13 protein-coding genes are annotated in these 12,194 nt (G+C 75.1%); 7 read left to right on the forward strand and 6 right to left on the reverse strand.

What is annotated here, in order from left to right; all coding sequences use genetic code 11:
* Window positions 1-296: 296 nt before the first annotated feature.
* The 3 genes from ABT247_RS26135 (at window position 297) to ABT247_RS26145 (ending at window position 3,722) form a co-directional block, all read left to right on the forward strand.
* Window positions 297-1,049 carry a maleate cis-trans isomerase family protein gene (locus tag ABT247_RS26135; protein ID WP_350746674.1) on the forward strand — a complete coding sequence of 251 codons (753 nt, stop codon included), beginning with the start codon at window positions 297-299 and terminating at the stop codon, window positions 1,047-1,049.
* A gap of 190 nt (window positions 1,050-1,239) precedes the next feature.
* A complete protein-coding gene (locus tag ABT247_RS26140; protein ID WP_350746677.1) occupies window positions 1,240-2,121 on the forward strand; it encodes a PaaX family transcriptional regulator in 882 nt (293 codons plus the stop codon).
* Window positions 2,079-3,722, forward strand: a complete 1,644-nt coding sequence (locus ABT247_RS26145; protein ID WP_350746680.1) for an amidohydrolase — start codon at window positions 2,079-2,081, stop codon at window positions 3,720-3,722. The genes ABT247_RS26140 and ABT247_RS26145 overlap by 43 nt, the downstream gene beginning before the upstream one ends.
* A 7-nt stretch (window positions 3,723-3,729) precedes the next feature.
* Here the strand turns inward: ABT247_RS26145 and ABT247_RS26150 are convergent, their stop codons facing one another.
* From ABT247_RS26150 to ABT247_RS26165, 4 genes are all read right to left on the reverse strand, one after another.
* On the reverse strand, window positions 3,730-4,248 hold the full coding sequence (locus ABT247_RS26150; RefSeq protein WP_350746683.1) for a universal stress protein: 519 nt from the start codon (window positions 4,246-4,248) through the stop codon (window positions 3,730-3,732).
* A gap of 117 nt (window positions 4,249-4,365) precedes the next feature.
* Complete coding sequence (locus ABT247_RS26155; RefSeq protein ID WP_350746686.1) at window positions 4,366-4,962, reverse strand: hypothetical protein; 597 nt, start codon at window positions 4,960-4,962, stop codon at window positions 4,366-4,368.
* 23 nt (window positions 4,963-4,985) lie between these two features.
* Window positions 4,986-6,074 carry a LuxR C-terminal-related transcriptional regulator gene (locus ABT247_RS26160; protein ID WP_350746689.1) on the reverse strand — a complete coding sequence of 363 codons (1,089 nt, stop codon included), beginning with the start codon at window positions 6,072-6,074 and terminating at the stop codon, window positions 4,986-4,988.
* 29 nt (window positions 6,075-6,103) lie between these two features.
* A complete protein-coding gene (locus tag ABT247_RS26165; RefSeq protein WP_350746692.1) occupies window positions 6,104-6,523 on the reverse strand; it encodes an ester cyclase in 420 nt (139 codons plus the stop codon).
* A gap of 189 nt (window positions 6,524-6,712) precedes the next feature.
* On the opposite strand from ABT247_RS26165, the gene ABT247_RS26170 reads away from it, so the two are divergent.
* The 4 genes from ABT247_RS26170 to ABT247_RS26185 all read left to right on the forward strand — a co-directional run bounded on the left by ABT247_RS26170 (window position 6,713) and on the right by ABT247_RS26185 (window position 10,509).
* A complete protein-coding gene (locus ABT247_RS26170; protein ID WP_350746694.1) occupies window positions 6,713-7,357 on the forward strand; it encodes an alpha-ketoglutarate-dependent dioxygenase AlkB in 645 nt (214 codons plus the stop codon).
* Window positions 7,358-7,564: 207 nt separating this feature from the next.
* A complete protein-coding gene (locus tag ABT247_RS26175; protein WP_350746697.1) occupies window positions 7,565-8,320 on the forward strand; it encodes a VOC family protein in 756 nt (251 codons plus the stop codon).
* A 548-nt stretch (window positions 8,321-8,868) separates the two neighbouring features.
* A complete protein-coding gene (locus ABT247_RS26180) occupies window positions 8,869-9,597 on the forward strand; it encodes an alpha/beta hydrolase (RefSeq protein ID WP_350746699.1) in 729 nt (242 codons plus the stop codon).
* 174 nt (window positions 9,598-9,771) lie between these two features.
* Window positions 9,772-10,509, forward strand: a complete 738-nt coding sequence (locus ABT247_RS26185; RefSeq protein WP_350746702.1) for a dienelactone hydrolase family protein — start codon at window positions 9,772-9,774, stop codon at window positions 10,507-10,509.
* 203 nt (window positions 10,510-10,712) lie between these two features.
* Here the strand turns inward: ABT247_RS26185 and ABT247_RS26190 are convergent, their stop codons facing one another.
* Both ABT247_RS26190 and ABT247_RS26195 read right to left on the reverse strand, forming a co-directional pair.
* A complete protein-coding gene (locus ABT247_RS26190; protein ID WP_350746704.1) occupies window positions 10,713-11,264 on the reverse strand; it encodes a universal stress protein in 552 nt (183 codons plus the stop codon).
* Between the two features lie 171 nt (window positions 11,265-11,435).
* Window positions 11,436-12,107 carry a TetR/AcrR family transcriptional regulator gene (locus ABT247_RS26195; protein WP_350746707.1) on the reverse strand — a complete coding sequence of 224 codons (672 nt, stop codon included), beginning with the start codon at window positions 12,105-12,107 and terminating at the stop codon, window positions 11,436-11,438.
* Window positions 12,108-12,194: the final 87 nt, after the last annotated feature.

The raw sequence follows: 12,194 nt of genomic DNA on the forward strand, positions 1-12,194 counted from the left end.
TGGCCCCCCCCACTTCGTTGGGGAGCGCCACCCACACCACCCGGGTGGCGCCCCCCCGCCCCCGCGCCCGCGGGGGGGCGCCCCCCCCGCCCCCCCCCCCCCGCCGGCCCCGCGTTCCGCCACCCCCCGTTCCCGATCCGCCACCCAGCGGTCCCGCGATCCGCCACCCCCCGCTCCCGATCCGCCACCCAGCGGTCCCGCGATCCACCATCCGCTGCCCCGCGAACCGCCGCCCGTCCCCGCGATCCACCCGCCCGCCGCCCGGACCGGGCACGCGCCGAAGGGAGTACCCGCTGATGCCGACGTACCGGATCGGCCAGATCGTCCCGAGCTCCAACGTCACCATGGAGACCGAGGTGCCCGCCCTGCTGCGGGCCCGCGAGGCGGTCGCCCCCGAACGGTTCACCTTCCACTCCAGCCGGATGCGGATGACCAGGGTGACCCCGGAGCAACTGCGCGCCATGGACGCCGAGTCGGACCGCTGCGCCGCCGAACTCTCGGACGCCCGGGTCGACGTGATCGGCTACGCCTGCCTGGTCGCCGTGATGGCCACCGGTCCCGGCTACCACCGCGAGGCCGAACGGCGGCTGCACCGCCGCACGGTGGAGAACGGCGCTCCCGCGCCCGTGGTCACCAGCGCGGGTGCCCTGGTCGCGGGCCTTCGGACGCTCGGCGCCGAGAAGGTCGCCATGGTCACCCCCTACCTGCGGCCGCTGGCCCGGACGGTGGTCGACTACCTCGCCCAGGAGGGCATCGAGGTCCTCGACCACGTCGCGCTGGAGATCGCCGACAACCTCGACGTGGCCGCCCACGACCCGGCCAGGCTGCCCGCGATCGCGAAGGGCCTCGCCCACGCCGAGGCCGACGCCGTGGTGCTCTCCGCCTGCGTGCAGATGCCCTCGCTGGCGGCCGTGGCGGAGGCCGAGCAGCAGCTCGGCAAGCCGGTGGTCTCCGCCTCGATCTGCACCACCCACCAGCTGTTGCGCGCCCTCGGCCTGCCCGCCGTGGCCCCCGGCGCCGGGCACCTGCTCTCCGGCGCCTACGCGTAGGGCCCGTCAGGCGCCCGGCCCCGTGAAGCCGACCCACAGGCCCCCACAGGTCCCCGCACAGGCCGGCCGGTCCACGCGCAGACCTGCCGGTCCGCCCGAAGGCCTCCACAGGGCGGACCCACGGGTGCCCGCGCCCGCCGGGCGGCACCACCGCTATGATCACCCCCAGCCGTCGGGAGGAGGGCCCGGAATGTCGGAGAGCGCACCCCGGCCCAGCTCCCTGATCCACACCGTCTACGGCGAGTACGTCCGCCGCCTCGGCGGCTGGATATCGATCGCCGACCTGATCGCGCTGATGGCCGAGCTGGACGTCGAGGCCCCGGCCGTCCGCTCGGCGATATCCCGGCTCAAGAAGGCGGGCACCCTGCTCCAGGAGCGCCGTGCGGGCACCGGCTACCGGCTCGCCCCCGCGATGGAGCCGGTGTTCGAGGAGGGCGACCGGCGGATCTTCCACAGTCTGGAGCCCGCCGAGCTCTCCGACGGCTGGGTGGTGGCGGTCTTCTCGGTGCCCGAGTCCGAACGCGCCCACCGCCACCAGCTGCGTTCCCGGCTCAGCTGGCTCGGCTTCGGCAACGCCGCCCCCGGCGTCTGGCTGGCGCCCGCCCGGTTGCTGCCGGACGCCCGTCGGCTGCTGGAGCGCCTCGGCCTGAGCGCCTACGTCCACCTCTTCCTCTCCGCCGAGTACGCCGGTTTCTCGGAGCTCCGCACGGCGGTGGCGAGTTGGTGGGACCTCCCGGCGATCGAGGCGCAGTACGCCGCGTTCACCGACGCCTGGCGGCCGGTCGCCGAGCAGTTGCGCGGGCAGCACCGGACCGACCCGGTCGAGGCGTTCCGCGCCTACGTGCCGATGCTCACCGAGTGGCGCCGGCTGCCCTACCTCGACCCCGGACTGCCGGAGCCGCTGCTGCCCGCCGACTGGAACGCCGTCCCGGCCCGCGCCGTGTTCACCGAGTTGCACGGACGGCTCGCCGAACCCAGTCTGCGGTACGTCGAAAAGGTCACCGGACTGTCCGAATCCCAGGAGCCGCCATGTCCGCCGGAAAGACCGACCCCTCCCCCGCCGACCTGCTGATCCGCGCCGCCGCTGTCCACACCCTCGACCCCGGCCGCACGCCCGGCGAGCCGCCGCAGCGGGCGGTGGCCGTCACCGGCGGGCGGATCGCCGCCCTCTCCGCCGCACCCGACGGCCTCGACGCCCTGATCGGGCCCGGGACCGAGGTGGTGGACGCCCCGGACGCGACCGTGCTGCCCGCCTTCGACGACACCCACACCCACCTGATCCTGGCGGCGCACAGCGTCCGCGGCGTCCCCGTCCACCGGGCGCCCGACCTCGCCGGGTTCCTCGGCCTGATCCGCGAGCGCGCCGCCCGGACCCCGGCCGGGGAGTGGATCCGCACCACCGTCAACTGGCAGGAGGTGGCGCTGGCGGAGCAGCGCCTGCCCACCACGCAGGAGTTGGACGGCGCCACCGCCGACCACCCGGTGCTGGTGCGGCGCGGTGCGTACAACATGGTGCTCAACTCGGCCGCGCTGCGACTGGCCGGGATCACCGAGGCAACCGAGGCGCCGCCGGGCGGGGTGATCGAGCGCGACGAGCGGGGCCGGTTGACCGGCCGGCTGGTCAACCGGGCGACCGAACTGGTCGAGCGGGTGCTGCCCCGCCCGACCCTGGCCGAGCGGATCGACGGCCTGCGGGCCGCCTCCGCCGACTACGCCGCCACCGGCATCGGCACCGTGCGCGACTGCCTGGTCCCGGTCGAGGACCTTGACGTGCTGGACGCGGCCCGCGCCGAGGACGCGCTCGCGGTGCGGGTGCGGGCGCTGGTCTCCGGCTTCACCGCCCGCACCCCGGAGCAGGTGGACGCCCTGCTGGACCGGATGGACGACTGGCGGGCCGGCGGCCGGGACGACCACCGACTCCGGCTGTGGGGCGTGAAGTTCGGCATCGACGGCGGTTTCGAGGCGGGTGCGCTGGAGGAGCCGTACCAGGGGCAGCCCTGCTACCACGGGCGGCTGCTCTGGGAGCCGGTGGAACTGCTCGCGGCGGTGGACCGGGTGGTCGAGCGCGGCTGGCGGGTCGGCGTGCACGCGTGGGGCGACCGCGGGCTGCGGGTGCTGCTGGACGCCTTCGAGCAGGTGCTGAAGCGCCGCCCCGGCCTGCCGCCGGGCACGCTGGTGGTGGAGCACGGCGGCCTGGCCCGGGCGGACCAGCGGGCACGGGCGATCGCGCTCGGCGTCCCGGTGACGGTTCAGCACCCGCTGCTGCACGACGGCGCGCTCGCCCAGCAGCGGGCCTGGGGCGAGGAGCGCACCGCGGCGCTGTTCCCGCTGCGCGAGTGGCTGGACGAGGGGGCGCAGCTCTCGGCCGGCTCGGACTTCCCGGTCGGCCCGTACGGGGCGATGGTGTCGGTGTGGGGCATGACCACCCGTTCCACCACGGCCGGGGTGGTCGGCCCGGAGCACGCGATCGGCCGGGCCGAGGCGGTCGCGCTGCACACCGTGAACGCCGCCCGGCTGACCGGTGAGAGCGCCGAGCGGGGCTGCCTGCGGCCGGGCATGCTCGCCGACCTCACCCTGTGGCCGCTGGATCCGCTGACCTGCCCGGCGGCCGCCCTCCGGGACCTGCGGCCGGTCCGTACGGTGGTCGGCGGCCGGACCGTGCACCGGAGTTGACGGGCCGTCAGGCAGCGACGAGTTCCCGCAGGTCGATGCCGCGGTGCAGCGCGCGCAGGTCGTCGTGCAGGGTGGACGGCGGGACGGCGAGCACGCCGCAGGGGGCGTGGTCGAGGCAGTAGCGGCTGACCGAGCCCCGCAGCAGCCGGCGCAGTCGTCCGCGCACCGAGCCGTGGCGGCCGGTGCTGATCACCAGCAGGTCGCCCGGACGGTCGGCCAGTTCGGTGAGCACCCGGCCGGGCTCGCCGCGCATGACGAGCGGTCGCACCGGAACGCCGACCGGCAGTCCGCCGAAGGCCTGCTCCAGCGCGCACTCCAACCGGGCCTCGGCGGCGTCGCGCCAGGCGCGCAGCAGCGGCGGGCAGGGCCGGGCGCGGTAGCTGCGCTCGCCGCCGACCGGAGTCCAGGCGAGCACCGGGACCAGCACGGCCCGCCGGGCCCGGGCCTCCTCGGCCGCGCGGTGCAGCGCGGTGAGGCTGTGCAGCGAGCCGCTGACTCCGACGATGACGCGCGCGACGTCCGACATGATCCTTCGCTTTCCGATACCTGGACTGTTCAGTGTCTGCGATTATGCTGCCACAATCCCGCTTCGGCCTGCAAATCAAAGGCATTCACTGAATATCGCCTTGCATCATCCGGACGATCACCTGCCCTGGGCTGCCCTCGGCCGGACCTCCTGCACCAGGCCCCAGGTGAAGTCCGCCGTCCACGCGCCCACCCGCCCGTCCGCGTCCGGTGCCTCGAAGTCCAGCTGGAACCTGGTCGGCGCGCTCCCCTCGCGCGGCACGGCCCCGGGGAAGGCGGCGCCCACGTCCCCCACCACACAGCTCCACGGCGCCAGGTCGGCCACCGTCCGCAGCACGGGCACCGGGGCGTCGGCCGCCCGGACCAACCACTCGTTCAGCACCGGCGCACCGATCTCCGCCGGACCGAGCAGGACCTCGAACCGCAGCTCCGGCCAGAGCGGCAGCGCCCACTGCCGCGCCACGCACGCCAGGTCCCCGATCCGCCGTGGCAGGCTCGCCTCCGCCGGGCCCAGCACGGCGCCGTACCGGCCGGCTCCGCGCGGGAACCGGGGCGCGCGGACCATCGCCTGCCACCGCTTGTTGGCCTCCCGCATCGAGGCGCGGGTCGCCCCGAGCCGCCGGAGCGCGTCCTCGACCAGGCCGGGCTGGTAGTCGGCCATCCGCCGCAGCAGAACGAGTTGGAACTCGGTGGCCCCGAAACCGTTGATCGCCATACCGGCAGGCTAAGGGCCCGTCCTCAAACTCCCGCCGGGCGGCGGCCGCCGCCCGCCAGTGCCAGCGCGACCAGCTCCCGGCGGCTGCGCACGCCAAGCCGGTCGAAGACCGCCGTGAGGTGCTCCTGCACGGTGTTGGGCGAGATGCAGAGCTCGGCCGAGATCTCACGGGTCGAGCGACCCCGCAGCACCAGGGTGGCGACCCGGGTCTGCGCCGGGCTCAGCCCGTAGGAACCGAGCAGCAGCGAGTACCGCTGCTGCGGCGGTGTGGGCTCGACGATCACCGCGGTCTGCGGCCGGGGCGGCCCGGTGAGGCGGCTGGCCTGCACCGTCCACCACGCGCCGAAGCGGTCCCGCACCCGCACCGTCGGGGGCGGAACCCGTTCGGCCGGCTCGCGGTCGAGCCTCGCCAGCCACGCGGCCACCGCACTGACGGCCACCGGCAGCCGGGCGCCGGAGGGGAAGTCGGCGGGCTCCAGCCTGGCCAGCCAGTCCCGGGCCTCCGCACTGGCGGACAGCAGCGCGCCATCGGCGTCGAGCAGCAGCACCCCGGGGGCGGCGGTCCGGGCGGGAGTCGAGCCGGCCAGCCCGAGGGCGACCGCGCGCCGCAACCCCTCGGCCAGGTGCGGGGCGACGGTCCGCAGCACCGCGAGGTCCGCGTCGTCGAAGCCGTTGACCGCCCGCTCACGGTGCAGGCAGAGGAACCCCCAGCAGCTGCCGCCGGCGCGCAGTGCCACCCGGAGCTCGTCGCCGAGCCCGAGCGGCGCCATGATCTCCCGGAACCGGGGGCTGGCGGCGAGGTCGCCCCGGGTCGCCCGGCCGAGGCTGGCCACCGGATCGGCGGAGCGCGCCAGCTCGGCGAACTTGTTGACGTCCGCCGCACCGAACTCGTTGTCGAGGAAGCGGGCGGCCTCCCCGACCAGCGGTTCGTCCGCCGCGCTCCAGGTGAACAGCAGTGAGTCGGGATCGGCGGCCGCGAAGAACACGGCGTCGGCGGGGACCAGCCGCAGCAGGCGCGGCAACACGTCCTGCCGCAGCCGGGCCGGGTCCGACCCGGCGTAGCACCGGTCGACCAGGCCGGCCGTCCGGCGTTCCACCAGCGATGCCGCCACGGGATCGACGCTACTCGCCGGGGCCCCGGTCACACCAGGGCCAGCCCGAGCTGGCGCAGCAGCCCCAGTTCGTCGAGGCGCCCCCACCGTTCGACGATCCGCCCGTCGCGGAGCCGGAAGATGTTGATCCCCGGCAGGGTGAGCGTTCGACCGGTGGGCGGCGCGCCGAGCAGCTCGCCGCGGTGGGTGCCGCTCGCGGTGAAGTGCTCGACCACCAGGTCGCCCTCCCCGACGACCAGGTGCTGGTCGCTGTGCCAGTCCGGACAGGCGGACCGGAACATCGCCCCGGCCCTGCGCATCCCCTCCCGGTCGGCGGCGCCGCCGAGCGGCGGGTCGTGGTTGACGAAGTCCTCGGCGAGGTACTCGTCGACCGCCTCGAGGTCACCCTTGGTGAAGAGCGCGTCGATGAACGCGGTGACCGTGCTCTTGTTCTGTTCCTTGGTGTCCATACCGACAGTCTTCGACCGGCCCGGCCCGCCGGGTACCCCAGAATCCTGGGGTTCTCCGAAGCCTCGCGCCCCCAAGTCCGGGGCCTCCCCAGGGCTGGGGTCTCCCGAAGCCCCGGGGACTTCGAGGCCGGGCGGCCCCCACACCCGACTGTTCGAGCATCCGTTCGATTCGAGGCGTACGCTGACCCCATGCGCAGCACCGTCCACCACCTCCAGCCCTCCCTGTTCGACGACGTCGACACCGGCGGCATCCGACTCGGCCCGCTCGACGGCCTGCGGCGGCTGGTGCTCGGGAACGGCGCCTGGCTGGACGTGCTGCCCGGCTGGCTGCACGGCGCGGACGAACTGTTCGAACAGCTGGCCGCGACCGTGCCCTGGCGGGCCGAGCGGCGCGAGATGTACGAGCGCACGGTCGATGTTCCCCGGCTGCTCGCGTACTACACCGCGGACGCCGAGCCGCCGCACCCCGTGCTCGGCGAGGCCCGGGCGGCGCTGAGCCGGCACTACGCGCAGGAGCTGGGCGAGCCGTTCCGCACCCTCGGGCTCTGCTACTACCGGGACGGCCGGGACAGCGTGGCCTGGCACGGCGACCGGATCGGCCGCAGCGCCCGCGAGGACACCATGGTGGCGATCCTGTCCGTGGGCGAGCCGCGCGTCCTCGCGCTGCGACCGCGGTCCGGCGGCGGAGCGGTCGTCCGGCGACCGCTCGGTCACGGGGACCTCGTGGTGATGGGCGGCTCGTGCCAGCGCACCTGGGAGCACGCGATCCCGAAGACGGCCCGGCCGGTGGGCCCGCGGATCAGCATCCAGTTCCGTCCGCGCGGGGTCGGCTGAGCCCCGGTTTGCCTCCTCCCCGCCGGGCGCGGAGGCTGGCGGGGAGGGCCACCACGCAGACCGCCGCCTCCCGCCGCACGGGACCGACGGCACCGGAACGTCGGCGGCCGCCAGGACGACGGCACGGGAACGACCGGCACCGCAACCACGCAACGCAACGACGGCGCCGGATCCACACCACCGGAACCACGGGCCCGGGAGGACGGCATGCCGAAGGCGGGCAGGTACCACGAGGGCGTCCCGTGCTGGGTCGTGCTCACCACCCCGGACGTCACCCGGGCGCAGCACTTCTACGGCGCGCTGTTCGACTGGGACTTCGTGCCGACCGGCCCGGGCGAGGTGGTCGCCACCCACCACGGCGCGCAGGTCGCGGCGATCGTCCCCGCCTCCGCGGCCGAGCCCGCCGCCTGGATCACCCACCTCGCCTGCGGAGACCTGAACCGCAGCGTCGCGCTGGTCCGTGCCCACGGCGGCCGGATCACGCGGGAGCCGTACCAGGTGCCCGACCAGGGCCGCGCCGCCCTCGCCGTCGACCCGCTCGGCGCGCCCTTCGGCCTCTGGCAGGGCGACCTCGTCGAGGGCTCCGGGCTGGTGAACGAGCCGGGCACGCTCACCTGGAACGAGCACCTCTCCCCCGATCCGGACGCCGCCCGTCTCTTCTACCGGCGGGTCTTCGGCTACGGCTACGACCGCCCACGGGCCGGACACACCCTCGCCCGGGCCGCGGGCCTGCCCGCCTGCGGCATCGGCCCGGTGGACGGGCAACGGTCCGCCTCCTGGCGCACCCACTTCGCCACCGCCGACACCGACCGCGCCGCCGACCGGGTCCGAGCCCTCGGCGGCAGTGTGCTCGCCGGCCCCGAGGCCACGCCCTTCGGCCGGTCCGCGCTGGTCCGGGACGACGCCGGCGCGGAGTTCGTCCTGGTCGCCGCGCCGGCCGGCGGAGCCGGGGACGCCGCCTGAGCCCGCGTGGCCCGCCCCGCTCTCCCGTACTCCCCTCCACGGGCCGCCGGGCTCGGTCCTTCGCGCCTGACACACCGGGGGCTCCGGCCGGAGAACGCGAACGGGGCCCGGTACCTGGAAAGGCACCGGACCCCGTCCGACGATGGAGCGCCAGGCCCGGGTCGCACGGACTCTTCCTACTGAAAGTAGGACGTGCTCTGGTAGCACCACTGACGCCTGACGAGGAATCATCTCCCTCGCGACAGGAAGAAGACTAGCAGGTCAGCGCCCCGGTGCCGAACCACGAACGATCCGCCCGACCGCCCACTCGGCCGGCAGCCGCAGACGGAAGCCGGAAGCCGGAGAACGCGAACGGGGCCCGGCACCTGGAAAGGCACCGGACCCCGTCCGACGATGGAGCGCCAGGCCCGGGTCGCACGGACTCTTCCTACTGAAAGTAGGACGTGCTCTGGTAGCACCACTGACGCCTGACGAGAGATCATCTCCCTCGCGACAGGAAGTACAGTACCAGCTGCGTGATCAGGCACCGAATCGGAGGCGAACCCTGCATGACGAGCGCTCAACCAGAGGTCGTTCCGTACGCGGACGGGCGCCTGCTGGACGTCCACCGCCCCGCCGCCGGCGCCGGAGCGGCCGCCCCGGTCGTGCTGCTCTGGCACGGCTCCGGCCCCGACGAGCGCGACGTGATGGCGACCCTCGCCCGCGAGGCCGCCGGACTCGGCCTGCTGGTGCTCGTCCCGGACTGGCGCTCCGACCGCGCGGACGGCGGCCGCGCCGAACTGGTCGCCTCGCTCGCCTTCGCCCGCCGCAACGCCGTGGCGTACGGAGGAGACCCGGAGCGTTTCGTCCTGGCCGGCTGGTCGCTCGGCGGCCGGGAGGCGATCGCCGTGGCCACCCACCCCGACACCCCGGGAGAACTGCGGCCCACCGCCGCCGTCGGCATCGCCTCCGCGTACGGCCGCCCGGCCACCACCACCGGCGACAGCCCGCTCGACGTGCTCCGCGCGGCTCCGTCCCCGGTACCGATCCGGCTGGTGCTCGGCACTGCGGACGAGATCGTGCCCGCCGAGCTCACCCGCCAACTCCACACCCTCGTGCCGGCGGCCGAGTTGCTCGAACTCCCCACCGACCACGCCGGTGTGATCATGACGGTCTACGACCCCCGGGCCCAGCGCTGCGTGCCGGCCACGGAGCCCGACAGGTTGGAGACCGGCCGCCGGACCGCCGCCGTCCTCGCCCGGGCCGCCGGACTGCCGTGGCCGGCGGCTGCCGCCTGAGAGCTTCCGGGGCGGCGGCACGACTACCGGCGGTGTCACTCAAGTGCACGTCGGCGGGGCACCGGAACAAAGTCGAAGCCCCGGGTCCCGCCCCCGCATTCCCGAAGGACGCGCTGATCTGCCCGCAGCAGAGCATCAACCCGACCGGGCTCGACGCTCACTACAGTCCGTCCCATGAGGACGATCACGACGCGCACGGTCGAGTACCCGGCGGACGGCCTGACGATGGTCGGGCACCTCGCCCTCCCGGCGGGTACCGACCGCCGACCCGCGGTGCTGCTCGGACCGGAGGGCATGGGGCTCAGCGACGTCGAGCGCCGCCGGGCCGACGCGCTCGCCGAGCTGGGATACGTGGCGCTGGCCTTCGACCTCCACGGCGGGCGCTATCTGGGCGACCCCGAGGAGATGCTGGCCCGGTGCATGCCGCTGCTCGCCGATCCCGACCGGATGCGGGGCATCGGCCATGCTGCGCTCGACGTGCTGCGCGACGAACCGCGGACCGACCCCGACCGGATCGCCGCCGTCGGCTACGGCACCGGGGGCGCCGTCGGGTTGGAACTCGGGCGCGACGGTGTCGAGCTGCGCGCGATCGGGACGGTCAACGCCCTGACCACGGGCCGGCCGGGCGAGGCGGCGAACATCCGCTGCCCGGTGTGGGCCGGGGTCGGGTCGGAGGACCCGATCATGCCGCCCGCGCAACGGACCGCGTTCGCCGCCGAGATGCAGGCCGCAGGCGTCGACTGGCGCCTCACGGTCTACGGCGGCGCCCTGCACGCCTTCCACCACCCGCCGGTCGACCACCCCACGGTCCCCGGCGTCGGCTACCACCCGCAGCACGCACGGCGGGCCTGGCGCGACGTCGTCGACCTGCTCGCCGAGTGCGTGCCGGTGGCGGAGGCTCCCGGGGAATGACACCGGGGGCATGGCACTGGCACGGGCAGACAGCCTTGCGCCCGGCATGGTCCGCGTCGGGCACCTGGCAGGCCTTTTCTTCCGAGTCACGGCGTGCGGCGGGGCACTGATCGCCCGTGGCTCTCCTCCGGCCAGGCGAGTTGTGCGTCGGTCGTTGTGCCTCAGGCCTCAGGCCTCACGCCCCAAGCCTCACGCATCACGCCTCACGCCTTGTGCCTCAGGCGCGACGCCTCGACGCCCGACATCAACTCCCGCAGCCCGTGCCCGCGTTCCAGCGCTTCGAGGTCGCGCTGGAGCGGCGGGCGCGGCACGGTCAGCACCGGGCAGGAGGCGTGCCGCACGCAGTAGGCGGCGACCGACGGCGCGAACAGCCTGGACAGCCGGCCCCGCTCGCGGCCGGCGCCGAGCACCAGGACGTCCCCCGGCCGGTCCGCGCAGTGCACCAGGGTGTGGCCGGTCTCCCCGCGGACGGCCTGGCCGCGCAGCCGGACGCCGACGGGACCACCCGCGAAGGCCTTGTCGAGCGCCTGCCGCAGTCGCGCCACGGCGGCGTCGCGGCCCGCGTCGAGCGCCGGCGGGCAGACCGAGCGGCGGAATCCGTACTCGTCCCCGGGCGGGATCCAGCACAGCACCGCCAGGACCTCGACATCCCTGCGCCGGGCCTCGGCGACCGCGTGGTGGAGGGCGGCGAGGCTGCCGAGCGAGCCGCTGACGCCGACCACGATCCGACCCTCGTCCGCATCCGTCCCCGCCATGCCCGCTCAACCCGCCTCTCGTCCGTGCCGATCGGTGCCGCACCGTCGCGTCGCCCTACCCGTGTCGCTCCACCCAAGCGGCCCGGCACCCTGCGCGGCCGCGCTGTTGACACCGCCCTGACGCCGCGCCGGCCGTTCCGTACGCCACCCTGATACCCCGCTCGCCGGGTATCAGGCCTCGGGCGCCTCCGCCTCCCAGAGGTCGGCGAACATCCGGTCCAGGTGCTCCTCGCCGATCGGCGGGACGGGCAGCGGGTGGGCGGCCTGCGCGCGGAAGCCGTCCAGCAGCAGGGCGAGGTAGCGGCGCCAGAGGTCGGGGCGCAGTTCGGTGGCGGCCGGCAGGGCGCGGCAGAGCGGGCCGAGCAGGAAGAGCAGGTCCATGGTGACGACGTCGGGCCGCATGGTGCCCTGCTGCTGGGCGCGGGCGATGAGGGCGCCGACGGTGACGGCGTGCCCTCGGCTGATCTCCATCATGCCGGGGATCGCCGGGATGGCCTGGGTGACCAGGTCGTTGATGCCCCGGTCGGCGGCGACGAGTTCGAAGATCCGCGCGAAGTAGTGCTCCAGGGCGGTCCAGGCGTCCTCGGCGGCCAGGGCTTCCTGCCCTGCCGCGGCCAGGGCGGCGCCCGCGTCCGCGAAGACCTCGGCGATCAGCGCCTCGCGGGTCGGGAAGTGCCGGTAGAGGGTGGCGTTGCCGACGCCGGCCTCCTTGGCGATCTGGTCCAGGGGCACGTCGAGGCCGTGCCGGGAGAACATCTCGCGGGCGGCGGCGAGCAGTTGGTCGCGGTTGCGCTGCGCGTCGCGCCGGAGCCGCCCCGGGGGGTTCGCGCTGCTCGGTGCCATGCCCCGACCCTAGCAACCGTGCGGCCGAGCGGTGTTCCGGGCCGGGCCCGTCGCGACCCCGGCCCCGGCGGGGAGTTCCACAGGGGC

Origin of the sequence: Kitasatospora sp. NPDC001539, assembly GCF_040298565.1 — a bacterium.
GTDB lineage: Bacteria > Actinomycetota > Actinomycetes > Streptomycetales > Streptomycetaceae > Kitasatospora.

Coding starts and splice junctions, on each gene's coding strand:
- ABT247_RS26135 (WP_350746674.1), top strand. CDS start 297: ATGCCGACGTACCGGATCGGCCAGATCGTCCCGAGCTCCAACGTCACC.
- ABT247_RS26185 (WP_350746702.1), top strand. CDS start 9,772: ATGAGGACGATCACGACGCGCACGGTCGAGTACCCGGCGGACGGCCTG.
- ABT247_RS26180 (WP_350746699.1), top strand. CDS start 8,869: ATGACGAGCGCTCAACCAGAGGTCGTTCCGTACGCGGACGGGCGCCTG.
- ABT247_RS26165 (WP_350746692.1), bottom strand. CDS start 6,523: ATGGACACCAAGGAACAGAACAAGAGCACGGTCACCGCGTTCATCGAC.
- ABT247_RS26190 (WP_350746704.1), bottom strand. CDS start 11,264: ATGGCGGGGACGGATGCGGACGAGGGTCGGATCGTGGTCGGCGTCAGC.
- ABT247_RS26140 (WP_350746677.1), top strand. CDS start 1,240: ATGTCGGAGAGCGCACCCCGGCCCAGCTCCCTGATCCACACCGTCTAC.
- ABT247_RS26195 (WP_350746707.1), bottom strand. CDS start 12,107: ATGGCACCGAGCAGCGCGAACCCCCCGGGGCGGCTCCGGCGCGACGCG.
- ABT247_RS26170 (WP_350746694.1), top strand. CDS start 6,713: ATGCGCAGCACCGTCCACCACCTCCAGCCCTCCCTGTTCGACGACGTC.
- ABT247_RS26175 (WP_350746697.1), top strand. CDS start 7,565: ATGCCGAAGGCGGGCAGGTACCACGAGGGCGTCCCGTGCTGGGTCGTG.
- ABT247_RS26150 (WP_350746683.1), bottom strand. CDS start 4,248: ATGTCGGACGTCGCGCGCGTCATCGTCGGAGTCAGCGGCTCGCTGCAC.
- ABT247_RS26155 (WP_350746686.1), bottom strand. CDS start 4,962: ATGGCGATCAACGGTTTCGGGGCCACCGAGTTCCAACTCGTTCTGCTG.
- ABT247_RS26145 (WP_350746680.1), top strand. CDS start 2,079: ATGTCCGCCGGAAAGACCGACCCCTCCCCCGCCGACCTGCTGATCCGC.